The sequence below is a fragment of the Hyphomonas sp. genome (genome assembly GCF_041398385.1).
GTDB lineage: Bacteria > Pseudomonadota > Alphaproteobacteria > Caulobacterales > Hyphomonadaceae > Hyphomonas.
In genome coordinates, this window is the sequence record NZ_JAWKUW010000001.1 from 906,056 (window position 1) to 929,018 (window position 22,963).

At 64.3% G+C, this 22,963-nt stretch carries 24 protein-coding genes; 7 read left to right on the plus strand and 17 right to left on the minus strand.

Going from position 1 to position 22,963, the window contains the following annotated elements:
- Positions 1 to 15 precede the first annotated feature (15 nt).
- Both gloB and R3C13_RS04545 read left to right on the plus strand, forming a co-directional pair.
- The gene (gloB, locus tag R3C13_RS04540; protein ID WP_371309604.1) at positions 16 to 789 is read left to right on the plus strand and encodes a hydroxyacylglutathione hydrolase; all 774 of its coding nucleotides are present in this window, start codon (positions 16 to 18) and stop codon (positions 787 to 789) included.
- On the plus strand, positions 789 to 1,235 hold the full coding sequence (locus tag R3C13_RS04545; RefSeq protein ID WP_371309605.1) for a cupin domain-containing protein: 447 nt from the start codon (positions 789 to 791) through the stop codon (positions 1,233 to 1,235). Before gloB ends, R3C13_RS04545 begins: the two co-directional genes overlap by 1 nt.
- Here R3C13_RS04545 and R3C13_RS04550 read toward each other — a convergent pair.
- The 6 genes from R3C13_RS04550 to cysS form a co-directional block, all read right to left on the minus strand.
- On the minus strand, positions 1,225 to 2,043 hold the full coding sequence (locus R3C13_RS04550) for a glycosyltransferase (protein WP_371309606.1): 819 nt from the start codon (positions 2,041 to 2,043) through the stop codon (positions 1,225 to 1,227). The genes R3C13_RS04545 and R3C13_RS04550 overlap by 11 nt on opposite strands.
- On the minus strand, positions 2,040 to 3,284 hold the full coding sequence (locus R3C13_RS04555) for an O-antigen ligase family protein (protein ID WP_371309647.1): 1,245 nt from the start codon (positions 3,282 to 3,284) through the stop codon (positions 2,040 to 2,042). Before R3C13_RS04555 ends, R3C13_RS04550 begins: the two co-directional genes overlap by 4 nt.
- Positions 3,285 to 3,338: 54 nt before the next feature.
- Entirely contained in the window at positions 3,339 to 5,309 is a 1,971-nt protein-coding gene (thrS, locus tag R3C13_RS04560; RefSeq protein WP_371309607.1) for a threonine--tRNA ligase, read from the minus strand.
- 339 nt (positions 5,310 to 5,648) lie between these two features.
- Positions 5,649 to 5,984 (minus strand): membrane protein insertion efficiency factor YidD, encoded by a 336-nt coding sequence (yidD, locus tag R3C13_RS04565; RefSeq protein WP_371309608.1) that lies wholly within the window; start codon positions 5,982 to 5,984, stop codon positions 5,649 to 5,651.
- Complete coding sequence (locus tag R3C13_RS04570) at positions 5,968 to 6,426, minus strand: iron-sulfur cluster assembly scaffold protein (RefSeq protein ID WP_371309609.1); 459 nt, start codon at positions 6,424 to 6,426, stop codon at positions 5,968 to 5,970. Before R3C13_RS04570 ends, yidD begins: the two co-directional genes overlap by 17 nt.
- Positions 6,427 to 6,615: 189 nt before the next feature.
- The gene (cysS, locus tag R3C13_RS04575) at positions 6,616 to 8,001 is read right to left on the minus strand and encodes a cysteine--tRNA ligase (RefSeq protein WP_371309610.1); all 1,386 of its coding nucleotides are present in this window, start codon (positions 7,999 to 8,001) and stop codon (positions 6,616 to 6,618) included.
- 361 nt (positions 8,002 to 8,362) lie between these two features.
- Between cysS and folE the strand changes: the two genes are divergently transcribed.
- The gene (gene folE / locus R3C13_RS04580; protein WP_371309648.1) at positions 8,363 to 8,980 is read left to right on the plus strand and encodes a GTP cyclohydrolase I FolE; all 618 of its coding nucleotides are present in this window, start codon (positions 8,363 to 8,365) and stop codon (positions 8,978 to 8,980) included.
- 151 nt (positions 8,981 to 9,131) lie between these two features.
- The gene (locus R3C13_RS04585) at positions 9,132 to 9,452 is read left to right on the plus strand and encodes a hypothetical protein (RefSeq protein ID WP_371309611.1); all 321 of its coding nucleotides are present in this window, start codon (positions 9,132 to 9,134) and stop codon (positions 9,450 to 9,452) included.
- Positions 9,453 to 9,521: 69 nt separating this feature from the next.
- Here R3C13_RS04585 and R3C13_RS04590 read toward each other — a convergent pair whose 3' ends face one another.
- The 11 genes from R3C13_RS04590 to R3C13_RS04640 all read right to left on the minus strand — a co-directional run bounded on the left by R3C13_RS04590 (position 9,522) and on the right by R3C13_RS04640 (position 19,988).
- Positions 9,522 to 10,298, minus strand: a complete 777-nt coding sequence (locus R3C13_RS04590) for an alpha/beta hydrolase (protein ID WP_371309612.1) — start codon at positions 10,296 to 10,298, stop codon at positions 9,522 to 9,524.
- A gap of 17 nt (positions 10,299 to 10,315) precedes the next feature.
- Positions 10,316 to 10,831, minus strand: coding sequence for an RNA pyrophosphohydrolase (locus R3C13_RS04595; protein ID WP_371309613.1), 516 nt, complete (start codon positions 10,829 to 10,831; stop codon positions 10,316 to 10,318).
- Positions 10,828 to 12,087: a divergent polysaccharide deacetylase family protein gene (locus R3C13_RS04600; protein WP_371309614.1), complete on the minus strand. Its 1,260-nt coding sequence runs from the start codon at positions 12,085 to 12,087 to the stop codon at positions 10,828 to 10,830. Before R3C13_RS04600 ends, R3C13_RS04595 begins: the two co-directional genes overlap by 4 nt.
- Positions 12,088 to 12,243: 156 nt before the next feature.
- Entirely contained in the window at positions 12,244 to 13,578 is a 1,335-nt protein-coding gene (locus R3C13_RS04605) for a S41 family peptidase (protein WP_371309615.1), read from the minus strand.
- A gap of 25 nt (positions 13,579 to 13,603) precedes the next feature.
- Entirely contained in the window at positions 13,604 to 14,815 is a 1,212-nt protein-coding gene (locus R3C13_RS04610) for a murein hydrolase activator EnvC (protein ID WP_371309616.1), read from the minus strand.
- A gap of 35 nt (positions 14,816 to 14,850) precedes the next feature.
- The gene (locus R3C13_RS04615) at positions 14,851 to 15,369 is read right to left on the minus strand and encodes a hypothetical protein (RefSeq protein ID WP_371309617.1); all 519 of its coding nucleotides are present in this window, start codon (positions 15,367 to 15,369) and stop codon (positions 14,851 to 14,853) included.
- A gap of 9 nt (positions 15,370 to 15,378) precedes the next feature.
- The gene (locus R3C13_RS04620) at positions 15,379 to 16,803 is read right to left on the minus strand and encodes a M28 family peptidase (RefSeq protein WP_371309618.1); all 1,425 of its coding nucleotides are present in this window, start codon (positions 16,801 to 16,803) and stop codon (positions 15,379 to 15,381) included.
- Between the two features lie 73 nt (positions 16,804 to 16,876).
- On the minus strand, positions 16,877 to 17,491 hold the full coding sequence (locus tag R3C13_RS04625) for a peroxiredoxin family protein (protein ID WP_371309619.1): 615 nt from the start codon (positions 17,489 to 17,491) through the stop codon (positions 16,877 to 16,879).
- A 92-nt stretch (positions 17,492 to 17,583) separates the two neighbouring features.
- A complete protein-coding gene (locus tag R3C13_RS04630) occupies positions 17,584 to 18,138 on the minus strand; it encodes a GNAT family N-acetyltransferase (RefSeq protein WP_371309620.1) in 555 nt (184 codons plus the stop codon).
- An 8-nt stretch (positions 18,139 to 18,146) separates the two neighbouring features.
- Positions 18,147 to 19,109: a malate dehydrogenase gene (gene mdh, locus R3C13_RS04635; protein WP_371309621.1), complete on the minus strand. Its 963-nt coding sequence runs from the start codon at positions 19,107 to 19,109 to the stop codon at positions 18,147 to 18,149.
- A 135-nt stretch (positions 19,110 to 19,244) separates the two neighbouring features.
- Positions 19,245 to 19,988: a Bax inhibitor-1 family protein gene (locus R3C13_RS04640; RefSeq protein ID WP_371309622.1), complete on the minus strand. Its 744-nt coding sequence runs from the start codon at positions 19,986 to 19,988 to the stop codon at positions 19,245 to 19,247.
- Positions 19,989 to 20,349: 361 nt separating this feature from the next.
- On the opposite strand from R3C13_RS04640, the gene R3C13_RS04645 reads away from it, so the two are divergent.
- The 3 genes from R3C13_RS04645 to R3C13_RS04655 all read left to right on the plus strand — a co-directional run bounded on the left by R3C13_RS04645 (position 20,350) and on the right by R3C13_RS04655 (position 22,191).
- Positions 20,350 to 20,682 (plus strand): DUF2853 family protein, encoded by a 333-nt coding sequence (locus R3C13_RS04645; protein WP_371309623.1) that lies wholly within the window; start codon positions 20,350 to 20,352, stop codon positions 20,680 to 20,682.
- A gap of 85 nt (positions 20,683 to 20,767) precedes the next feature.
- A complete protein-coding gene (gene thpR, locus R3C13_RS04650; protein WP_371309624.1) occupies positions 20,768 to 21,304 on the plus strand; it encodes an RNA 2',3'-cyclic phosphodiesterase in 537 nt (178 codons plus the stop codon).
- Between the two features lie 92 nt (positions 21,305 to 21,396).
- Positions 21,397 to 22,191, plus strand: a complete 795-nt coding sequence (locus tag R3C13_RS04655; protein ID WP_371309625.1) for a DUF2189 domain-containing protein — start codon at positions 21,397 to 21,399, stop codon at positions 22,189 to 22,191.
- Positions 22,192 to 22,963 lie beyond the last annotated feature (772 nt).

Below are 22,963 nucleotides of genomic sequence, written 5' to 3' on the forward strand. Positions count from 1 at the left end.
CTGCAGGAGGTACAGATGACCAAGATCACTCTCGACATACACCGTTTTCCCTGCCTGAACGATAATTACGGCTATCTGGTGCACGAGGCCTTTTCAGGCGAGACGGCTGCCATCGACACGCCCGACGCCGACAAATACCTCGCCGAAGCAGAGCGGATGGGCTGGCATATCAGCCACATCCTCAACACGCACTGGCACCCGGACCATGCGGGCGGAAACCTGAAGATCAAGCAGGCGACCGACTGCACGATCTACGGCCCGGCGGGCGAGGCGGAAAAGATCCCCGGCATCGACGTCGCCCTGAAACAGGGCGACAGGGTCGAACTCGGCCGGGCGATTGCGGACGTGCTGGACGTGCCGGGTCACACGCTCGGCCATATCGCTTACCACTTCGCAGAGCAGAACACCGCCTTTGTCGGCGACGCCCTCTTTGCGCTCGGCTGTGGACGGGTCTTCGAAGGCACGATGGAGATGATGTGGAACAGCCTCTCCAAGCTCAAGGCCCTGCCGCCGCAAACGACGATTTATTGCGCGCATGAATACACCCAGTCGAACGCCCGCTTCGCGGAGACAATCGAACCCGGCAATGCGCGCCTCACCGAATATGTGACCTGGATCGACGCGCAGCGCGCCAAGGGGCTGCCGACTGTGCCCACGAGCCTGGAAAAGGAACTCGCCACCAATCCTTTCCTGCGCGCCGACGTGCCGGAGCTGCAGGCCGCCATGGGCCATCCCGGCGACGCTGTTGCCACCTTCGCCGAAATCCGCGGCCGCAAGGACCGGTTCTGATGCCGGCGATCAGCGGAGACCTCGGCGCCAATGAGATCATCCGTCTCCTGAACATGCAGCCACATCCGGAGGGCGGGCATTATGTCGAGACGTTCCGCGCGCCTTCGCTGCCGGGACACCGGCCGACCTCGACGCTGATCCATTTCCTGCTGCAGGCCGATGAAGTCTCCGCCTGGCACCGGGTCGACGCCGATGAAGTCTGGCTGTGGCATGCGGGCGGGCCGCTCGTGCTGACCACTTCACCGCCCGACGGTCGGGGTGCCGCCACGGTGAAGCTGGGTCCGGACCTGCGCGGCGGGCAATCTTTGCAGGGCATCGTGCCCGCTCATCACTGGCAGACAGCCGAAACGCTCGGCGCATGGACGCTGGTCAGCTGCACCGTTGCGCCCGGTTTCGATTTCAAGGGGTTCGAACTCGCCCCACCCGGCTGGCGCCCTATCCCTTGAGGCGCAGGGCAAGGCCGATCAGCGGCACCATGATAGCTGCCGCTGCCTTTTCCAGCGGCGTCCGGGCGAACTTGCGGAAATAGCGCTTGAGGCTGTCAGCCTTGTGCGCCTGCACCACGGGGCTCGGCGCATCCGACGTTGATCCGTAATGCAGCGCCCCGGCCAGCGGCTGGTAGGTCACCGAACCGCCCGCCTCGATCGCCCGGCGGCACAGGTCAACATCCTCCACATGCAGGAAATAGCCTGCATCGAACCCGCCAAGCTTTTCAAAATCGGCACGGTGGATCAGGAAGAAGGCGCCCGAAATTGCGCCCACCCTGATAGGCCCGGCAGGCGGCGGCTCCCGGTCCAGCGCCCATTTGCCGAGGCCGATCGCATTCCACAGGGTCAGCGTATTGCGCCGCGCGCCGCGTTCTTCGCGTCCCGTCAGATCGAAGATCCGTCCACCCACAATCGCCGGCGTCGGCGCACCGCGCGAGGCCTCGACCAGCGGCACCATCGCGCCGCGCTTGATCACGCAGTCCGGATTACAGGCGAGCAGCATCTCGCCCATCGCTACGTCCGCCGCCCGGTTCATCGCCGCGCCGAAGCCCGGATTGGTGCCGTCGCGTATGAGGCTCACGCCCGTCGTCGTTGCGGCAAACCGGTCCAGCCAGGCCTGCTCTTCCGGCGGATTGCCATTGTCGACGATAATGATCTCGGTCACATCCGGATCGCCCTTCAGGGCATAGAGGCATTCATGCAGGCGCGGGCCCGTATGATAGCTGACGACCAGGGCCGTAATGGTCGGGAATGGGCTGGAACTCACAGCGAGGCGCGCTCCCGCTTCGACAGGAGGATGATCGCCACTGCCACGAGCACGAGGCTTGCCCAGAAGGCCGCATCCAGGGCGCTGTAGGCGAAGCTGAACAGGCTCGCCGCGACGCCGGCAACGCCCGCAATCGCAAAGCGAACGTCCGCACGCAGATCGCCCGGCCGCGGCAGGCGGAAGGCCAGCGCTACCAGAGACAGCGCCGCCAGAACGGCGCCAATCGCCCCTGTCTCGGCCCAGATCTGCAGGGCCATATTGTGCGGATGGCCCGGCACCACAGGGAACCCAGCCCAGAAATCCGGCAGCCGCGCCAGCCATTCCGGATGATCGGCATAGGTCTCGCGCCAGGTGCTGGAGGCTGCGAGGCCATGCCCGGTGAAGGGCGCTTCGGTGATCTTGCCGATCACCACATGCCACGACCAGGCCCGCGACTGGAACGAGCCCGGCAGCATCACGCCGGCCTTCTCCAGCGACGACAGGAGGACGCCCAACGCGATGGGCGCCACGGCGACATAGGCCGCGAGCATCCCGAACAGCCAGCGATAGCCCATGCGCGGAAAAAGCCACACCAGTGCCATGGCAAGTGCCATGAACACGACGCCGATCACCGCCGCCTGGGAATCGACGAGCTGGCACGCCACAAGGCTGACCAGTACGAGCGCCAGCGCCGCCGCCTTCCACATCATCCCCGGCCGCGCGCCAAGATAGGCCGCCAGCACCGGCAGGGCGAGCGCAAAGGCATTCGCATTGCGTCCGACATTCTGTACACCCTCATTCACGCGAAACGGATCGTCGCCATAGATGGCCACCAGAACCGGTCCGGCGAAGAAGGCCGACGCCGTCACCAGCAGCGCCTGCACGGCGAAACCGCCCAGCATCACACGAGTCGATATCTGCGCCCCGCCCTGCCGGATGCGCAGGGCGCCCGCCACCGCGAGAATGCCGAGCAGTACCACCAGCGCAATCCGCAGGCTGGCCGCCTTCACGGCGAAGTCCCCGCCTGTAAGGCTGCCGGAGATGAGGCCCTTCGAGGCGGGTGACCATGTCTCGGTGAAAGCCGCCCAGCCGACGAACAGCACCGCCAGCACGGCATAAGGCGCCGGCGGAAGTTTCGGCCGGGCAAGCGCCAGCGCCGGCAGGGCCGCGAGCCCCAGGAGGGGCGCATAGCCCTGCCCGCCGAGCAGGCCCATAACCGGCCAGAGCACGAAAGCAGCTGCGAGAAACGGGGCATAGGACATGAGCTTCACTCTCTCCCCTCCTGCCCCGTTTGTTTTCAGCCGTTCAGGGTTGCATCACGCCTTCAGGTCCGGCGCAAGCCCTTCTGCCGCCAGTTGCACCCGCGCGTCATCGAGCGAGATCATTTCCTGCGCATTGGAGCCGAGACGGCGCAGCGCCAGCGTGCGCTCCTCCGCCTCGCGTCCGCCGACAACGGCAATCACCGGCACTTTCTGAAGCGAGTGCTCGCGGACCTTGTAATTGATCTTCTCATTCCGCACATCCGTCTCCACGCGCAGGCCCGCCTTGCGGAGGGCCGCGGCCGCTTCCTCGGCATAGTCATTGGCCGCATCCGTAATGGCGGCGACCACGACCTGCACCGGGGCAAGCCACATCGGGAAGGCACCGGAGAATTCCTCGATCAGGATACCGATGAACCGCTCCATGGAGCCGAGGATCGCGCGGTGCAGCATGACCGGGCGCTGCTTCGAGCCGTCTGAGGCCGTGTATTCCGCCCCCAGACGTTCCGGCAGCACGTAGTCGAGCTGCAGCGTGCCGCACTGCCAGACGCGGCCGATGGCATCCGTCAGCTGGAATTCGAGCTTCGGCCCATAGAAGGCGCCCTCGCCCGGCATGATCTCGCAGGGCAGGCCCGCCGCGTCGACGGCATCCTGGAGGCCCTTCTCGGCCCGGTCCCACGTCGCGTCGTCACCGGCGCGCACGTCCGGGCGCGTCGACAGCTTGACCGCGATCTGCTCGAAGCCGAAATCGCGATAGACGCTTTCCAGCAGGCGGCAGAAACGGATCGACTCTTCGACGATCTGGTCTTCCCGGCAGAAGATGTGCGCATCGTCCTGCGTGAACTGCCGTACACGCATGATCCCGTGCAGGGCACCATGCGGCTCGTTACGGTGGCAGCAGCCGAACTCGGCAAGCCGCAGCGGCAGGTCGCGATAGGATTTCTGGCCCGATTTGAACACTTCGACATGCGCCGGGCAGTTCATCGGCTTCAGTGCCATCAGCTTCGCATCATCCGGCACGGAAATGTCGACGCCCTCATCGCCCTCGGGAATGAAGTCCGGCACGATGAACATGTTTTCGCGATACTTGCCCCAGTGGCCGGATTTCTCCCACTGCACCGAATCCATCAGCTGCGGCGTCTTGATTTCCTCATAGCCGGCCTTGTCGAGACGGCGGCGCATATAGGCTTCGATCTGGCGCCAGACCTGAAACCCGTTCGGGTGCCAGAAGACAGACCCGGCGGCGGCGAGGCCGTCGAGATGGAAAAGGTCCAGTTGTGCCCCAAGCTTGCGATGGTCGCGCTTCTCGGCTTCCTCGATCCGGTGGAGATGGGCCTTCAGATCCTTCTCGTTCGTCCAGGCCGTGCCGTACATGCGCTGCAGCATCTCGTTCCTGGAGTCGCCGCGCCAATAGGCGCCCGCCAGCTTCATCAGCTTGAACGCCTTGGGCAGTTTGCCCGTGGACGGAAGGTGCGGCCCCCGGCAGAGGTCAAACCAGTCGCCCTGGCGGTAGATCGTGATCGCCTCGCCCGGCGGGATGATGTCGTCGATGATCTGGGCCTTGTAGTCCTCCCCGATCTTCTTGAACATTTCGATGGCTTCGTCCTTGTCCCAGACTTCGCGCACGATCGGGTAATCGGCATCGATGATCTCGGCCATCTTCTTCTCGATCTTCTCGAAATCGTCGGACGAGAACGGCTCCTCACGGGCGAAGTCGTAATAGAAGCCGTCATCGATGACGGGGCCGATCGTCACCTGCGTACCGGGGTAAAGATCCTGCACGGCCTGCGCGAGAACGTGCGCGGCATCGTGGCGGATCAGCTCGAGCCCCTCGGGGTCACGGTCCGTGATGATGGCGACGTCGGCATCGCCCTCCAGCGGGCGCACAAGATCCCACATCTCGCCATTCACCTTGGCGGCCAGCGCCTTCTTGGCGAGGGATTTTGAAATACTCTCGGCGACATCCATCGGCGAGGCGCCGTCGGCATACTCTCGGTGGGAGCCATCAGGCAGCGTAACTTTGATCATCGGTCTTCTTCTTTTGCGGGTCGCCCGTTTGAGGGCGTGAATTCGGGGAACCCGGAAATCCTGTTTGCGGCGGTTTGCTTAACGTGTCTTTGCCGGTTTTCCCACCCTCTTCGCGGGCGGCATACAGTTGCAGGATTTCAGGCGTCTTCGGGAGATCTGGCCGCCAGTCCGGAGCCTTCCCGTAGCCTCAGCGTAGGATTTTCCGGAGCGTTCGGGACTGGTTTTTTCGGGTGCATGAGGCCGCCGCGCAGAACTGCGCGTGCCAGGGGGCGTCAGGCACCCCGGCGAGTTCGTGTGGTCAGAGCAATGATCAGATGAGCCATCATGAGCGGGGATATGTCACGCTTCAGGCGGTTTTTCAACCTGTTCCCCTGCCGGTCCGTGCCAGTCGCCATAGCGCCAGGGCTGCCAGAAGGGCGCGTCCGGACGCTGTTCCGGGGCCGGGTCATGCCCCCAGGACGGTCCGCCCGGCCGGCAACGGATGAAGCGGGCAATCGCCATCCATCCGCCCGCCCACCAGCCATGCCGCGCGACGCACTCTGCGCCGTATTCACTACAGGACGGATGGTACCGGCAGCGTGCCCCGAAGGCATAGAAGACCTGGCTCGGCCCGTGCTTGTAGACCCAGAGCAGCGCATAAGCCGCCTTGCGGCGGAGGCTAACCGGCGACGGCATGGGCGGCCGCGCGTTTCTCCAGCGCTTCCTCGATGGCGGCGACGGCAGCCTCGAAGGCGAGCAGGGTCGAGGCGTGGCGCGGGGGATACTCGGCCACGGGCTCCAGATGTCGCAGCTCCCAGAAGCGGCCCTCCGGCGGCGGCCCGCCCTCTTTCAGCATGGCCCGCAGTGCATCGCGCGCGGCAATGATCTCCGCGACCGACGCGCCCACAGCATGTTCCGCCAGCACGGAGACGGCTGCCTGTCCCAGCGCGCAGGCCTGAGGATCCACAGCGATTTCAAGGACATGGTCGCCCGCCTCGTCCAGCTTCAGGTCGACATTGACCTTCGAGCCGCAGACGCGGGAGACTTTCAGGGATGACCCCTCGGCATCGGCCAGCCGCCCGACATTCGGGATATTGGCCGCCAGTTCGAGGATCCGGTTGTGGTAAAGCTCGCTCATCGCCCGCGAACATGGCCTTCGTCCCGCACTTTCGCAAGCCGCGCAAAAAAAGGCCGCCTGACCCTGGGAGGCAGGTCAGGCGGCACGCTCAACAGGGTGCATTGAAGTGGATCGGCCGTCTGGCCGTGCCCCACCGTCTCCCCTGCAACCGGCAGGGTCAATTTACGTTTTCGTTACTTGCCACTCGCCTCAGACGCGTCGCCAGGTCGAGCCGCCCGGCCCATCCATGATCTCGATGCCTTCAGCGGCCAGCTCCTTGCGGATGCGGTCAGCCTCGGCCCAGTCCTTGGCGGCGCGGGCGTCCACCCGGGCCTGGACCGCCGCATCGATACGCGCGTTTTCATCGTTGTCGCCGCCCTGCTCCCACTGCTTCGGCGTCTGGGTCAGGAGGCCCAGCAGTTGCCCGGCCGCCAGCAGGTTTGCCTTCGCATCGGCCATCGCAACGGCGTCCTTCTGGTCCGCGGCCGTGTTCGCCTCGGTCGCAAGGCGGGACAGTTCAGCCAGGGCTTCCGGCGTGTTGAGGTCGTCCTCCAGTGCCCGCTGCACGCCGGTGTCGCGCGCCTCGCCGCCTTCGGCCTCCCACACACGGCGGAGGGCCCCATAAATCCGGTCCAGCGTCGTTTTGGCTTGCTTCAGCAGGTCCGGCGTCCAGTCGAGCGGCGCGCGGTAGTGCCCGCTCAGCATGGCGAAGCGCAGCACCTCTCCCGGCCACTCCTTCAGGAGGTCATGCACCAGCACGACATTGCCGAGCGACTTCGACATCTTCTCCCCGCTCATGTCGAGGAAGCCGTTGTGCAGCCAGTAATTGGCCATCACCTCGCCATGGGCGCATTCCGATTGCGCGATTTCATTCTCGTGGTGCGGGAACTGGAGGTCGATGCCGCCGCCATGGATGTCGAGCGTCCGGCCGAGATGCTTTGCCGCCATGGCCGAGCACTCGATGTGCCAGCCGGGCCGCCCCCTGCCCCAGGGGCTGTCCCAGATCGCGTCTTCCGGCTCGCCGGGCTTGGCGAATTTCCACAGCGCGAAGTCGGCCGGGTCACGCTTGTCGGCATCGACCTCGACACGGGCGCCCGCCTCATTGTCTTCCAGCTTGCGGCCGGACAGCTTGCCGTAATCCTTCATGCTGGGGACCGAGAACCAGACGCCCTCCTTGCCGACATAGGCATAGTGCTTGCGCACCAGCTTGCCGATCATGTCGATCATGTCCGGCACATGCGCCGTCGCCCAGGGCTCGACTGTCGGCGGGATCACGTTCAGGGCGGCGACATCGTCATTGTAGATGCCGGCAAATTTCTTCGTGATTTCGCCGATCGGCTGGCCGCTCTCCTGGGAGGCCCGGATGATCTTGTCCTCGATGTCCGTGATATTGCGGGCATAGACCACCGCATCGGCGCCATAGGTCTTCATCAGCAGCCGCCGCAGGACGTCGAACACGATCGGCGGGCGGGCATTGCCGATATGGGCATAGTTGTAGACCGTCGGCCCGCACACATACATCGTCACGCGCTTGGCGTCCTGGGGAACGAAAACGCGCTTTTCACGCGCAGCGGTATCGTAAAGGCGGAGGGTCATGTTGGTCTCTGGATGGGGTCGTTCGGGGGGGCTGCCGGCGCGCAGTATCTGCTGCCAGCCCTAATGGCGCGTTGCCGCCTCAACGGCAACAACAGCAGCAACAGGAAATGGTAAATGTGCCCGTGAACATCGCCGGGCCGATAGCAGTTGACGCAGGGAAACGCAACCGGCCGGTGATCCGCTGTCCTCACGTCACCGTAGAATCCGCTGGAAACAGGGCATGAGGGCCCTTATGTTCCAGCTTATCGCCCTGAGGGTATCAACTCCGGGCGGGCGTTAAGTCCGGGTGGGAGTAAAAGACAGCTCTCGAACGCCCCGGCTCGACCCCCGTCCCTCAGTCGGAAGGACTTAACCTATGGCCATGGACGCCATTACTCCGAAGAAAGACATCGTGCGCGCAGATTCCGTGAAACGCCCGACCCAGGCGGAGGCCGAAGAGGCTGTCCGCACCCTGATCGCATGGGCCGGTGACGACCCGGCACGCGAAGGCCTGATCGACACGCCCAAGCGCGTCGTCAACGCCTACAAGGAATGGTTCTCGGGCTACGGGGAAGACCCGGTGAAATACCTCTCCCGCACCTTCGAGGACGTGCAGGGCTATGACGACATCGTCATGCTGCGCAATATCGACGTGGAGAGCCATTGCGAGCACCACATGGCGCCCTTCCTCGGCAAGGCCTTCGTTGCCTACATGCCGTCGGAAAACGTGGTCGGCATTTCCAAGCTCGCCCGCGTGGTGGAGATTTTCTCCAAGCGCCTGCAGACGCAGGAGACGATGACCGCGCAGATCTGCGACGCCATCACAGACAGCCTCGCCCCGATGGGCACCGCCGTGCTGATCGAGGCCGTGCATGAGTGCATGTCCACCCGCGGCGTGCACCACAAGGACGTGACCACGGTGACGACCCAGTTCACCGGCGTGTTCAAGTCCGATGCGGACCTGCGCAATCGGTTCCTGCGCATGGCCGGTCACGGCTGATCTTCCTCCTGATCGACAGGCGAACCAGCCCGGCCCCGCAAGGCCGGGCTTTTTCTTTCCCGAATTTCAGTTGCGCGCCGGCTCAGCCCTGATAGCGTCTGCGCGTGTAGAGTTGCCCGGAAAGACAGAAACATTCAGGAGGATGGAAATCATGAAACTTGCGCTGGCTCTTGGATCTGCGATCGCCCTTGCGGCTCTGCCTGCATTCGCCGCATCGACCACCGTGGAATTCGCCGCCGCGGACGGCACCACATCTGTCGTTGTATTCAACGACGACGGCACCGCCACCATGGATGGCGGTGACCCGATTACCTACACCATGGACGAAGATACAAAGACCGTGTGCGGAGCAACGCCGGATGGCGAACTCTGCGCAACCTTCGACGAACTCGGTGACGAAGTCGGCTTTTCGACGGGATACACCAACACGGCCGGTGTCACTGGCACGGCCACGATCACCGCCAAGGATTGATCGCCCTTTCCGCTCAGCGGTGTTCCGGAGAGGCGCCCCCGCTCAAGGGCGCCTCTTTTTTGTCCGGGATCAGGCCGGTTCCCTGACCCGGGTGCGTTCAAGCCAGGCGGCGATGTCGGCCATGACCTTGTCCGTCCCCGGCTCATCCACGATCCAGTGGGCATTGTCCGGATATTCGAGGAAGTCGCCCGGCACCGGCGATTTCGCATATTTCTCGCCCACCTTGCGCACGGCGGAGGCGAGCGTTGCCCGGTCCTTGCCGGCCGCAATGGTGAGAGTCGGAATGGTGATCTTCGATTCGTCCACCTCGATCCCGTCCGTCAGGTCACCATAGACCTTGCCGGAATCGTAAAGCGCTTCAGCGTAGAGTTCCGCATGACGGCGTTTCGGAACGCGGTTCAGCACGCCATAGCGAAAGCCGGACTGCCAGATCTTGTAGGATTTCGTCCGGTCGCGGCGCAGCAGGATGTTGAGAAACGTGTATGCCACACTCGGTCCGATGACGGAGCATTCCTTGGGCTGCGCGGGCGTCAGGAACACAGCCTGGGACACATCGCCCCGCTCGGCCAGCACCTGCGCAATCAGGCCGCCCATGGAGTGGCCGATCACGGCCGGCTTGCTGCCCGTCTGTTTCGCGATCTCGCGCGCCTTCGCGGACATTTCGGAAATGTAGTCGTCAAGACCCAGTTCGGCGAGGCTTGGCGGCGGGTTGTCCTTTACCCGGCGGCGCGGGAACAGGGTCGGCGCCTCGCAGGTCCAGCCATCGGCCTCGAAGGCCGGGATCATCCGGTCCCAGACCTCCCCGCCGCACCCGATGCCATGAATCATCAAAAGCGTCTTGCCCATGCAGCCCCCTCGTCGGCTTATCCCTGCGGCACGCGCGACCCGAGTACAGGTTCGGTCCAGCGCTGGAAACGTTCCGCCACTTCAGCATAGACGGCCCGCTTGAACGGCACGACGAGACCCGGGGTCTCGTCCAGCAGGGCCCAGCGCCAGGCATCGAATTCCGGCGTGTGGCGGTCGAGCCGCACATCGCTGTCGGACCCCTTGAAGCGCAGCGCAAACCATTTCTGCCGCTGGCCGAGATAGGGCCCCGGCAGGCGCTTTTTCAGGTCCGGCGGAAAATCATAGTACAGCCAGTCGCCCGTCTCTTCGAGCGTATCGACCAGCTTCTGGGGCACGCCCACTTCTTCTTCGAGCTCGCGCAGGGCCGCCGTTGCCGGGTCTTCGCCCTTGTCGATCCCGCCCTGCGGCATCTGCCACTGGAACGCGCCGCGGCCATTGATGCGCCGGCCAATGAAAACATGGCCCGCCTTCGAGAAGAGGGCGAGTCCGACATTCGGCCGGTACCGGTCTGGATCGTATTTTATCTGTGTCACCCCTCAGGGTTTACAGGAGCCGGGGCGAGGCTGCCAGTGCGCATCACGCCGCCGCCTTCGATAGCCCCCTGCGGCGTAACCGCCGACAGGGCCGAAACCGGCGCCAGCAGGATGCCCTTCTGCTCAAGCCCGGCCGCCCAGGCCTTCGCCATCTCGATTGTGATGGGGAAGGCATAGCCGGCACCGAGGGCCGCACCTTTTTCAAGGGCGGTAGTCTCCAGCTCCATCAGCGAGGAGGAGATTTCCTCCGCCGACAGGCGGGCGTCGAGGGTGACATCGGCGCGCGCATAACGCAGGCGCGTCGTCGCGCTGAGGCGGTCCATGCGCTTGGTGTCGAGCGACCCGTCATCCACAAGGGCAAGGCCCCGCTGCGAAATCGCATCGAGCACCGGACGCATCGCGTCCTCGTTGTCGCCAAACTTCGCGCCCTGATAGTTCACGAGGCCGAAATAGCCGCTCGCGCGGCTGAGCAGGGTGTCGAGGCGCTTGATATTGTCCGCTTCCGCGCCATCGGCCAGCAGCGTCTGCGGGTGCATTTTCATGCGGCCATAGTCATAGGCTTCCATCGGCGCTTCGATCAGCACTTCATGGCCGGCCGCCCGGGCTTCGTTGATCCAGGTCTGCAGCTTGTTGGCATCCGGCGCAAAGGAGAGCGTCACTTCCGGCGGCAGTTCGCGGATGGCCGACCAGGTATGCGTGGTGTTGATGCCGAGGCCACCGATCACCAGGGCCGCGACCGGCTTGTTGGCGGGATTCGAAAAGGGCCGGGCATAGACATCGGCGGGCGAGCGGCCATCCGGCGCAACGCGCGGCAGGGTCAGGCCGTTCACCTTTTCCGTCATGCCGGCGACAGGCGCCTTGTCCAGCGAGATGACGCGCACGATGTCGCCATAGGATTCGCCCGGACGCACCAACTTGCCATTGATCCGCACACCGCCGGCCTCAGCCGCCTCGGCATCCCCTTCCCCGGCCGGCAGGTCGGCCGCGGCCACCTGCACTTCGGCCGGCGGGGCTTCCACGCCCAGATCGGGCATGTCACCGGAGCTGCCATAGGCATCGTACTCCGGCAATTCCACCGGCACGGCCGTGCTGGCCGCAAGTTCCGTCTTCAAGCGCGCCTTCAGCTGGGGATCCGTCTCGTCATGGGTCTCAAACAGCGCCAGCACCTGGCGCGGTCCGGCATCCGAAGGGTCCCCCGCGACCTGGATACCTGCCCCGAGGGCCGCAGCGAGGCCCCCAAAAACGAGAAAGCTCAATCCAGCGTGAACGATTCCAGTGCGCAGGGGCGATGGCTCAGCATCCCGGCGAACTCCCATGGGGACAACCTCATCACACAGTTTGATCGACTCTGAACAACCAGATTTGCCTCAATCCGGTTAACAGGTTGCAAACAAGTGTTAACGCTGCAGCTTTCAGCCGGCTTTCTTCAGCCCCATGGAGGCCGTGACAGAGCCGTCCTTGAGCATCTGCTTGGCCCGGTCGAGCTGGAAATCCTGGCCCGAATAGGCTTCCGGCGGCTGTTCGTCCGGCATGGACAGCTCGGAGCGTTCCTCGCCGCCTTCGTTTTCCAGCGCATGCGGCAGGTCCGCTTCGGAGAAACGCCGGATCTTGGCGAGTTCCTCTTCCGTCAGGCGTGCCTGCGAAATGGAAATATCGGGCTCGATGCCGAGGGCCTGGATGGAGCGCCCGGCCGGCGTGTAATAGCGCGCCGTGGTGAGGCGCAGCGCCCCACGGTCGGCGCCCAGCGGGATAACCGTCTGGACCGATCCCTTGCCGAAGCTGGTCGTTCCGACAATCGTCGCGCGGCGCCGGTCCTGCAGCGCACCGGCGACAATTTCAGACGCCGAGGCCGAGCCGCCATTGATCAGCACGATCATCGGCACGCCCTTGAAGACTTCGCCCGTATGCGCGTTGTACCGCTCCACATCCGCAGCGCGTCGGCCCTGCGTCGAGACGACTTCGCCGCCCGACAGGAACATGTCGCTGACCGAAATGGCCTCGTCCAGCAGCCCGCCGCCATTGTTGCGCAGGTCGAGGATCACGCCGCGTGGGCGCCCGCCGGTCTTGTCGGAAATCCCGGCAATCGCGGCTTCCAGCAGCGGCGTCGTGCGCTCGTTGAAGGTCGAGATGCGGATATAGCCGATGTCGCTGTCATCGAGCTGCCAGGTGACGGATTTCTGCTGGATCACTTCGCGCGTCAGCGTCACATCGAACGGGTCTTCGCCCTGACGCAGGACAGTGATGTCGATGGACGTGCCCTTCTCGCCCCGCATTTCCTTCACGGCATCGTTCAGCGTCTGGCCGATGATCGGCTTGCCATTGATCGCGGTGATGAGGTCGCCCGGCTCGATCCCGGCGCGGCTCGCCGGCGTGTCGTCCATCGGTGAAATGACTTTCACGAAGCCATCTTCCATCGTCACTTCGATGCCGAGGCCGCCATATTCGCCGGAGGTCTGCACCTGCATGGACTTGAAGTCCTCGGCATTCAGATAGCCGGAATGCGGGTCGAGCGAGGTGAGCATGCCATTGATGGCCGCTTCGATGGCTTCGGGCTCGTCGATTTCGGTGACATAGTCCTGCCGCGCGCGGGCGAGGATTTCTGCAAACAATTCAAGCTGCTGGTAGGTGACCGTGCGCGGATCCTGCGGCGGCGGGGCCGCTTCCTGGGGGGATGCAACAGCGGAAAGGCCGACCGCTGCGGCGCCGAGAACCAGACCGATCCCCGTGCCAACCAGTAGTGAACGCATGTTCCAGACCTTTCTCATCTACACCTCACCCACGCGGCATCCAGTCTGCCGGATTCATCACCGCATCGCCAAGTCTCAATTCCATATTGAGCTCCGGCAGCGGATCTGCCCGGTCCGGCATGCGGCCGACCGGCTCTCCGGCTGAAACGCTTTGTCCTTCAGTGACATAGATGCGGCTCATTCCGGAAAGAATAACATGGTAACCATCACTCGTCCGCAAAATTAACATTGAGCCATATGAGCGGAACGGACGGGCATATTCGACAGTGCCGGCAGCCGGGGCGGCGACCTGCGCCTCGGCGCGGGTCTGGAAGGTAATCCATTCAGTCTTGCCGCCGGCTGGCATCTTGTCGCCGAAATTATAGATCACGCCGCCCGCGACCGGCTGCTTCAGGCCACCGAGCGCAGCCTTGCCCAGTGGCTTTCCGGTGGGCCGCGGCGACGGCGCCGCCGGGCGCGGCGCGGACGGTTTTGTTGCTGCAACGCGCGTCGGCTTCGCGATAGGCTTCGCGCCGGGCGCGGACGGCGCCACCGACTCCAGCGCCGACAGCAGGCCGCGCAACGTGTCCGCCCTTTGGGCAAGGATTGCCGTCTCGGATTTCAGCGCCGCGATATCGCCCGACAGATCCTCAAACTGGCCGCGCTTGGCAGCAGCCAGCTGTTCGATCTCCACCTGTTTCAGGGCAAGTGTCGCCTCTGCGGCCTCAAGACGCGCCTTCTCCCCGCGGATGCGACGCTCCAGCGCGTTCAGCTCGTCGATCTCGGTGCGCACCTTGTCGGTCTCGGCGGCAAGGCGCGGCGTCGTCTCGCTCATCAGGATGGCGCGGCGCACGGCGTCGTTCGCCTTGCCGGGCGAGACGACCAGTGCCGGGGGCTTGCGGCGGTTGGACGCGGCGAGCGCGGCGAGCAGGTCTTCCAGCGCCTGCTGGTTTTCGAGAAGGCGCATCTGGGCCGCGACCCGGCGCGTGCCGAGATCGGCAAGGCTCTTCTCGGCTTCGGCGGCCTGGTCTTCGCGGCGCTGGGATTCCATTGCGGCTGCGATCAGTTCGGCGTCGATATTGCCGATGTCCTTCATCGCTTCGGTACCGCTCGCCTGCAGGGCAGCGAGCCTACGCTCGGCAGCCTGCTTTTCGGCTTCGAGGGCGTTCAGCTCTTCCCGCGTGAAGGTGTCCGGCGCCGCCGCTGACAGCAGCAGGGCCGCCATGGGCAATGCCAAGGCTCGCAGGAGACGCTTCATGCGCGGATCATTGCCCGAAGAGCATGACCCCAACATTAACCAGACTGGCCAAGCGCCCGGCCCAGCGCGGATATTTCGTCGCGAATGAGGGCGAGCATCACCGCATGCTGCGCCACCGGGAACGCCGGATGGTCGAGACAGGCATAGCGCACGACACGCAAGACTGACCGGAAGGCTGCGTTCGCGGGCGGCTCCTCCCCTTCCCCCAGCGCGTGCAGCACGCGATTGCGTGCGTCGATCACGGCATCGATGTCCCGCATCGTGTGGCCCGACAGTTCCAGCCGTTCGGGCAGGTTCAGGTAGTCCTGCGACCGGGCCCGGCGCAGAAGCAGCGCAATCGGCGCAAGATGCTCCGGCTGGGACGGATCGCACGCATCTTCCGGCGCCGCGCTTTCATAGCCCGACAGCGCCGCCTGCAGTGCCGCGATCAGGCCCACCGGCACCCAGCGCCTGCGCAGGCTGTCTTCGGCCGATCCTTCAAGCTCCCGCCGGGCGAGCTTCAGCCCCTCAAGGACCGCGGCAAGCGCCGGACCGATCCGTTCGCGGGGGAACAAGCCGGGCGCCTATTCGCTTTGTGCCGGCGCGCGGAAATCCCACCCGGCCTCCGCCGCGAGGAAGGCAAAGGCCGCATAGACGGCGACATTCTGGCGGAAGGTCTGCGGGTCGATCTTGTCGAACGTATCGTCCGGCGTGTGGTGAAAGTCGAAATAGTCCGTGCCGTCCTGCGACGGCGTGACGACCGGAACGCCGGACCGCGCCAGCACGCCGATGTCCGGCCCGCCGCCCGCCGAATTGTCGCCCGGCGACACGCCGAGCGGCATCAGCACCGACTGGATCGTCTTCGCATGGTCCAGCGCACCTTCGCCGAACCGTGTCTGGAAGCGCCAGATGCGCCCGGCGCCGAAATCGCTCTCTGCGGCCAGGACATGGGCGCCCAATTCCTCCGAGTGCTGACGGGCATACGCATCACCCCCGAACAGGCCGACCTCTTCCGAGCCATAGAGGACAACGCGGATCGTCCGCTCCGGCTTGCCGGGAAGCGCGTCGATCAGTTTCGCCGCGCCGACAATGATGCCGCAGCCGGCACCGTCATCGATCGCGCCGGTCCCGAGATCCCAGGAATCGAGATGGCAGCCGAGCAGGACAATCTCGTCCTTGAGCGCGCCGCCTTCAACTTCCGCAATGACATTGCCGGAGGGCGCCGTCTCCGCCGTCTCGATCCCGATGTCAAGATTGACGCGGACCGGCCCGCGCGCCAGCAGGCGGGTCATCTGGTCGGCATCCGGGGCCGAAACCGCCGCGGCCGGCAGCGCCCCCGTCGGCATGGGCCCACCCGGACCCGACCGGTCCATCACGCCGGTATGCGGCATCCGGTGATGCTGCGTGCCGACCGAGCGGATGAGGCAGGCCACAGCCCCCTTTCCGGCTGCGGCCTTGGCGCATTCGCGGCGCTTCAAGCCCGCGAGGCCGTAGCCGGAGCCGTCCTGCGTCTTGAACATCTCCTCGTCGATGAACACGATTTTCCCGGTCACCGACGCGTTCGGCGCCGCCTTCAGGCCTGCCAGCGTGTCGAAGCGCACGACCTCCGCTTCCAGGCCGCCGTCCGGTGTCGCCCGGCTGCCGCCGAGGGCCGTGATTACCATGGACTGTGCGCTCGGCCCCAGCACGGTCAGGTGCTCATGCGTGCGCGACCAGTAGGGAATGGTGAAGCCGTCGACACGGACATTGGCAAAACCGAGTGCCTTCAGCTCCGCCACGGCCCAGTCACGCGCCCTCTGCTCGTCAGGCGAGCCGGCAAGGCGCGGGCCGATCTCGGTCGTCAGGCCTTCAACGAAACCGAGTCCGGTCTCGTCCGTCTTCGCTGCGTCGATCAGCTGCTGCGCCGTGGCAAGCAGAGCCTCGCCCTCCATGGCGGCCGTGTCGGCTGCGGCGGTGAAGGTCAGGCTGAGGGCAAGCGCGCCAAGCGCTGCAGCGGCAACTGGTTTCATGTGCGGGAACTCTCCGGTCTGGCTGGCGCCACGCTAGGCCAAACCGGAGCGGCATAAAAGTCGCAGCGTGCGTTCAGAGCGCCCCGGCCATGGCCAGCACGGACTCGACCGACGGGCGCGCCTTGTAGCCGTCCTCGCGCAGGACCGCTTTCACCGTACCGTCGGCGGCGACGAATATAATGGCCGGATGCGGGATGCCGTCGAACCGGGAGCCGGCAGTGACCCCATGATTGCGCAGGTGGAAGGCATCGATGGCCATCGAGCCGGGGTCGGCATAAAGGCCATAGCTCAGCCCTTTGCCGGCCTTGAAGGCGGCGAGCGTTTCTGGCGCGTCGTAGGAAACGCCGATGAGCGTCCACCCGCTGTCGGCCAGCGGCGCGGCGGCGTCTTCCAGTTCGACCAGCTGCTTCTGGCAGAACGGGCACCAGTCTGCCGAGCGGAAGAAGGCAACCACGGTCCCCTTCTCTCCGGCGAGGTCCGCAAGGCTGACAGAACCGTCAGGGCCGACTAGGGAGACCATTGGCGCCGCCTCGCCGACGACCGGACCGACCCGCATCTCTTCAGCCGCAGCGGCAACCCGATCGGCTTCCGCCGCCTTCGCGGTCATTGTGGCGTCGTCGACGCCTTGTGCCCCGGCCGCCGGTGGCAGGAGAGCGATCAGGGATGCGAGGGGAAGGGTGCGGATCATGTCTGGGGCCTCCGGAATTTCGCCCAGCATTAGGCATCTCCGGCAATGCGGGCGAGGCACGAAACCGTGAGGTCACGCAGGCGTGATAGGGCTTATCCGGCTGCCCCACCGCGACGGGCGCGCCAGTCGCCGGCACTCTGGCCGTAAACGTCCCAGCGGATTTCCGAGATAGGCGCTGGCGCCTGCGCCTCGCGCAGCTTCTGCGCCCCCAGCTTCCTGGCGAGCGCGATCGACGGCGCATTCAGCGGGTCGATGCAGTGGATCACCTCGTCCCAGCCGAGAATGTCGACAGCATAGTCGATGGCGGCCGATACGCCTTCGAAGGCATAGCCCTTGCCTTGCCCTTCGCGAGACAAGTCATAGGCAATCTCTGTGCCCGGCCAGCCTTCCGGCTGCCACGGCCCGAGTCGGCCGATCCAGTTGCCCGTCGACTTCTCGATCACGGAGAACATGGAATAGCCGCGGATCGTCCATGCGCCGGCCAGGGCACAAAGACTCCGCCAGACGACCGGGGGCTCCATCACCCCGCCGATGAAGCGGGCGGTTTCTGAGTCCGCCATCATCTCGCACATGAACGGAAAATCCTCCGCCCGCGGAGGACGGAGGATCAGCCGGTCTGTTTCAAGGGTGGGGCCAATATTGGCCATGCACGTCCCTATGCGAGCGAGGGCTCGATTTCCTTACAGGCCGCGATGAGGCCCTGCACCGCCGCGACGGACTTCGCGAACATGGCGGACTCGTCGGCATTGAGGTCGAACTCGACGACCTTCTCTGCGCCGCCGGCGCCGATCAGGGCCGGGACGCCGACATAGATGCCGTTCACGCCATACTGGCCATCGCAATAGGCCGCGACGGGCAGGACGCGCTTCTGGTCCTTGAGGTAGGCCTTCGCCATCGCGATGCCGGATTCGGCCGGGGCGTAATAGGCAGAGCCGGTCTTCAGCAGGCCAACGATCTCGCCGCCGCCCTTGCGGGTGCGCTCAACGATGGCATCCAGTTCAGCCTGGCTCATCCAGCCCTGCTTGACGAGTTCCGGCAGCGGCAGGCCGCCGACGGTCGAGTGGCGCACCATCGGCACCATGTCGTCGCCATGGCCGGCCAGCGTCCAGGCATGGATGTCGGCCACCGACACCCCGGTCTTCTCGGAGAGGAAGTAGGCAAAGCGCGACGAGTCCAGCACGCCGGCCATGCCGACCACCTTGTTCGCCGGCAGGCCGGAGAATTGCTGCAGCGCCCAGACCATGGCGTCGAGCGGGTTGGTGATGCAGACCACAAACGCGTTCGGTGCGTGGGCGGCGATGCCCTCGCCGACGGACTTCATGACCTTGAGGTTGATGCCGAGGAGGTCGTCGCGGCTCATGCCCGGTTTGCGCGGCACGCCGGCCGTCACGATGCAGACATCGGCGCCGGCAATGTCTGCATAGTCGTTCGCGCCCTTGAGGCTGACCGAGGAATTGTAGACCGGGGTGGACTCGGCAATGTCGAGGCCCTTGCCCTGCGGGATACCCTCGGCGATGTCGAACAGGACCACGTCGCCCAGTTCTTCGCGGGCGGCAATATGGGCGAGCGTGCCCCCGATCATGCCGGAACCGATCAGGGCAATCTTCTTGCGGGCCATAGGCTAAGTCTCCTTGAGATGCATTGGAATCCAGTTGGCGGGACCGTTAGCCGAGGCCGCGGAATTTCGCAATGCAGCAAACAAAAAGCCCCGCCGGTGAGGGCGGGGCTTCGGCTAGGAAATTGGTCTGATCCCTTAGTCGCGCGACATCAGCGACAGGATGAACTGGAACATGTTGACGAAGTCCAGGTAGAGGCTGAGCGCCCCATAGGTCGTCGCCACCGCGACGGCGCGGGCATTGCCCTCGATCGCGAAGTACATGTTCTTCAGGCGCTGCGTGTCCCAGGCCGTGAGGCCGGCGAACAGCAGGAGGCCCGCGACCGAAATCATCATGTGGAACATGCTCGACTTGAACAGGAACATGTTGAGGATCGAGGCCACGATGATGCCGACCACGCCCATGATGAGGAACGTGCCCCACCCGGAAATGTCCTTCTTCGTCGTATAGCCCCACAGCGACAGGCCGCCGAAGGCGATGGCCGTGGTCAGGAAGGCCTTGGAGACGATCAGCATGCCGTCCGGTTGGCGGGCATAGACATAGACGATGGCGCCCATCGAAATGCCGATCAGCGACACCACCGACCAGTAGACGAGGTTGGCGCCCAGCGGCGACGGGTTGCGCATCGCGAAGCTGGAGATGAACAGGATCGCCAGCGGGGCGAACATGATGACCAGGCCCAGCGGCCCGGTCAGCAGGGTCAGCGTAACGCTCTCAGGAACGAGGGCACCGACAGCATAGGCAAGGCCTGCAGTCAGCAGGAGGCCCAGTGCCATCTTGTTATAGACGCCCAGCATGAAGGACCGCAGCCCTTCATTGACCGACATATCCATCGGGCCTGCGCCAGTCTGCGGCGAATAAGCACGATTGAGTTCATTCATAGGTTTGAAACCCTTTCATTTTGTCCGGTTGTTGAATTGTCCGGCTTCATGGGCGGAATATGGGAGAGCCCGGCCCGCCCTGCAAGCAAAACCGGATTCCTTACCGGCTTGTTAAGCGGTCCCGGTGGCCGCACCCCTGCCCGGCCTTTTGTGTCGCACTACGCGAATGCTTATGTTGCCCAAAAAACAGGCATCCGAATACTTGTATTACTTTCGATTCTCTGGAGATGTGAGCGCTCAACCCTTTGCGATCACAAGTCTGCGGCATAGAATTGGATTGACTCACCTTGTGCCGGCACTAATCTCGCGAAACTGGCGCGATTCCAGCAGTGGGCGCGTCCGACTTTTAGGGGATGACATCATGGCAGACGCATCGGCTTACGCCGAGAATATCAAGAAGCATGCGAGCGGCTACAATCAAGCCGCCGCAGAAAGAATCGTGGGGCATCTGGGGATTGCCCTGCGCAACAAGGACAGCTCGCTCGTCGCCTGTAGCGATCAGGGCGAACTTGACCGCGTGCGGGAGAAGTGGTGCCGCGGCAAGCTGGGCCTCGCCCATAGCCAGGCCGAACTCGACGCCGGCATCAAGGCCATCTGCGACAAGATGAGCAGCGAAGGCGGCCAGAAATCGCGTGTGACCTTCTACTATCTTCTTGCCGAACACTTCGGCAAGCTTACGGAACTTGCCGGCTGATTTCGGCCCGCAAGTAATCGATCAGAGTAAACCCGGTCTGGCAGGCCGGGTTTTCTTTTGCCGCCAGCCGGTTCAGAGACACGCCATGTATCGCCTGTTCGCCGCCCTGCCCGTGCCGGAAGACCTGCATGAAGGACTGCTCGCCCTGCAGGACGCGCTGCCGGGCGCCAGCTGGCGGCCGGCAGAGAATTTCCACATTACGCTGCGCTTCTTCGGTGATCTCAGCCATGCCGAAGCGCGCGATCTCGACGAGCTTCTGGGCGACATCCGCTGTGCGCCATTTGAAGTGTCGCTTGAGGGCACCGGCTGGTTCGGACGGCGCGAACCGACGGCTGTCTGGGCCCGGGTGCGCGAAAGCGACGAGCTGCGCGGCCTGTCGGCCCAATGCGAGCGCGCCGCCCGCCGCCTCGGCCTGGAGCCTGACCGGCGGCCCTTCACCCCGCATGTCACGCTCGCCTATTGCCATGCCACCCTGCCCGACGATGCACGCCTCTGGATGGAAAAGCACCACACCTACCGGTCCGGCCCCTTCATCGCCGACAGCTTCCACCTCTATTCCAGCCACACCATGAAATCCGGTCCCAGCCGCTACGTGGCGGAAGCGGACTATGTGCTGGCATAGGCGGGCCGCCCCCTTGCAAAGCCCCCCATCCCGATCCTAGGCTCGCCCTATCCGCACCAGACAAGACATAACGGGCGGAGGGGGAGGACAAAATGGACGAGGTGGCACCTGCTGCAACCACACGGCTGCCGGACGTCAGCACGATCGGCGTTGGCGCACCTTTCAGATGGCTCGCGGGCGCTTTCAGCGACTTCCGCAAGGCACCCGGCCCTTGCCTCATCTATGGCGCGATCCTTGTTGCCGCGAGCGTCGGCCTGGCCGTCGCCCTCTACTATGCCGGCGCCCTGCGCTGGCTGTTCGCCGCGGCGGCGGGCTTCTTCCTCGTGGCACCGATGCTGGCCATGGGCCTCTACCGGGCCGGCTGGATGCTGGAGAAAGGCGAGAAGCCGGGCATCGGCGATATCCTGATCGTGAAATCCGCCTTCCGGGCGGAGCTCCTCTATCTCGGCCTCGCCCTGTTCGTGATCTATTCGATCTGGGTCGAGGCGGCGCACCTGATCTACGGCCTCTCCACGCACAAGTTCCACAAGACGCTGCCCGCTTTCGTCAACTTCATGCTGAATGAAAAGGACGGCCATGCCATGGTGATGACCGGCACGCTGGTCGGCGGCTTTCTCGCCTTCCTTGCCTTTTCCGTGGTCGCGGTGTCGGCCCCGATGCTGCTGACCCAGAAGACCGGTGTCTTCGTCGCCGCAATCACCAGCGTGCGGACGATCGCAGCCAATTTCCTGCCGATGCTGGTCTGGGCCTTCCTGATCGTGGCGCTGACGCTTGCCGGCATCGCGACGGGCTTCCTCGGCCTCATCCTCACTTTCCCGCTGATCGGCCTCGCCAGCTGGCGCGCCTATCGCGACCTGGTCCCAGGCTCATCCGCCGACCTCGCCTGACCGGCAAACACAAGGGCTCAGCCCACGACGCCGACCTTGCCGGTCTTGCTCTGGATCTTCCGCAATCCCGGACAACAAAAAACCCTGCCGAAGCAGGGTTTGGTGCAGAAGAGGACTCGACTTAACTAAATAGCCTTTGAAATAATTTGGATTTTTTCAAAGTATGGTACCCAAAAGTACCATACGCCGTACCATATTTTCGACGGGCTATACGGGTTGGAGTCCTGATATTATCGTTTATACATAAGGAATTAGTCTGTTTCGTGAAAAACTGCAATCGTGTTCGCTTCTACCAAATTGGATATCGCGCGGAATAAGCAACGCCACAATGCCTACTAGGGCTCGCTAGGCGACGTTGGAGAGAAAGATCCGTTGACGAATAGAAACGCCATAGCCGCGAGGAAAGCTGCGGCAAGAGACAGCGTCATAATCGCGATAAATCTCCTATGACCCATCGCGAACCTTGAGCTAAACTTCGCAGTGTTTGCGGCAACAACAAGGTCGTGTACGAGGTATAGGATACCCAACTGAAAAGCTCCGCCTATTGTATCTCTGGCGAGCTTTCCAATTGTTTTACCCGCCAACAGCCGGACCGGCCTCGTTACTGTGCTCGCTGCTGAGAAGACAAGCATCACCGCTGACCAGAGCGTGGTTTCAATCCAGCGCCCAACGCGGCTTGCCCTTGATCGCTCGGACGACCACTCGCTTTTCTCTTCTGCCGTCATACGATGCAGGGATGCGGGCGCTGCCAAATTCATCGCCCCGTTCTGAG

What these genes read in the sequence shown, in the direction of transcription:
- gloB (WP_371309604.1), top strand. Translation starts at nt 16, where the DNA reads ATGACCAAGATCACTCTCGACATACACCGTTTTCCCTGCCTGAACGAT.
- R3C13_RS04545 (WP_371309605.1), top strand. Translation starts at nt 789, where the DNA reads ATGCCGGCGATCAGCGGAGACCTCGGCGCCAATGAGATCATCCGTCTC.
- R3C13_RS04555 (WP_371309647.1), bottom strand. Translation starts at nt 3,284, where the DNA reads ATGTCCTATGCCCCGTTTCTCGCAGCTGCTTTCGTGCTCTGGCCGGTT.
- thrS (WP_371309607.1), bottom strand. Translation starts at nt 5,309, where the DNA reads ATGATCAAAGTTACGCTGCCTGATGGCTCCCACCGAGAGTATGCCGAC.
- yidD (WP_371309608.1), bottom strand. Translation starts at nt 5,984, where the DNA reads ATGCCGTCGCCGGTTAGCCTCCGCCGCAAGGCGGCTTATGCGCTGCTC.
- R3C13_RS04570 (WP_371309609.1), bottom strand. Translation starts at nt 6,426, where the DNA reads ATGAGCGAGCTTTACCACAACCGGATCCTCGAACTGGCGGCCAATATC.
- cysS (WP_371309610.1), bottom strand. Translation starts at nt 8,001, where the DNA reads ATGACCCTCCGCCTTTACGATACCGCTGCGCGTGAAAAGCGCGTTTTC.
- folE (WP_371309648.1), top strand. Translation starts at nt 8,363, where the DNA reads ATGGACGCCATTACTCCGAAGAAAGACATCGTGCGCGCAGATTCCGTG.
- R3C13_RS04585 (WP_371309611.1), top strand. Translation starts at nt 9,132, where the DNA reads ATGAAACTTGCGCTGGCTCTTGGATCTGCGATCGCCCTTGCGGCTCTG.
- R3C13_RS04590 (WP_371309612.1), bottom strand. Translation starts at nt 10,298, where the DNA reads ATGGGCAAGACGCTTTTGATGATTCATGGCATCGGGTGCGGCGGGGAG.
- R3C13_RS04605 (WP_371309615.1), bottom strand. Translation starts at nt 13,578, where the DNA reads ATGCGTTCACTACTGGTTGGCACGGGGATCGGTCTGGTTCTCGGCGCC.
- R3C13_RS04610 (WP_371309616.1), bottom strand. Translation starts at nt 14,815, where the DNA reads ATGAAGCGTCTCCTGCGAGCCTTGGCATTGCCCATGGCGGCCCTGCTG.
- R3C13_RS04620 (WP_371309618.1), bottom strand. Translation starts at nt 16,803, where the DNA reads ATGAAACCAGTTGCCGCTGCAGCGCTTGGCGCGCTTGCCCTCAGCCTG.
- R3C13_RS04625 (WP_371309619.1), bottom strand. Translation starts at nt 17,491, where the DNA reads ATGATCCGCACCCTTCCCCTCGCATCCCTGATCGCTCTCCTGCCACCG.
- R3C13_RS04630 (WP_371309620.1), bottom strand. Translation starts at nt 18,138, where the DNA reads ATGGCCAATATTGGCCCCACCCTTGAAACAGACCGGCTGATCCTCCGT.
- mdh (WP_371309621.1), bottom strand. Translation starts at nt 19,109, where the DNA reads ATGGCCCGCAAGAAGATTGCCCTGATCGGTTCCGGCATGATCGGGGGC.
- R3C13_RS04640 (WP_371309622.1), bottom strand. Translation starts at nt 19,988, where the DNA reads ATGAATGAACTCAATCGTGCTTATTCGCCGCAGACTGGCGCAGGCCCG.
- R3C13_RS04645 (WP_371309623.1), top strand. Translation starts at nt 20,350, where the DNA reads ATGGCAGACGCATCGGCTTACGCCGAGAATATCAAGAAGCATGCGAGC.
- thpR (WP_371309624.1), top strand. Translation starts at nt 20,768, where the DNA reads ATGTATCGCCTGTTCGCCGCCCTGCCCGTGCCGGAAGACCTGCATGAA.
- R3C13_RS04655 (WP_371309625.1), top strand. Translation starts at nt 21,397, where the DNA reads ATGGACGAGGTGGCACCTGCTGCAACCACACGGCTGCCGGACGTCAGC.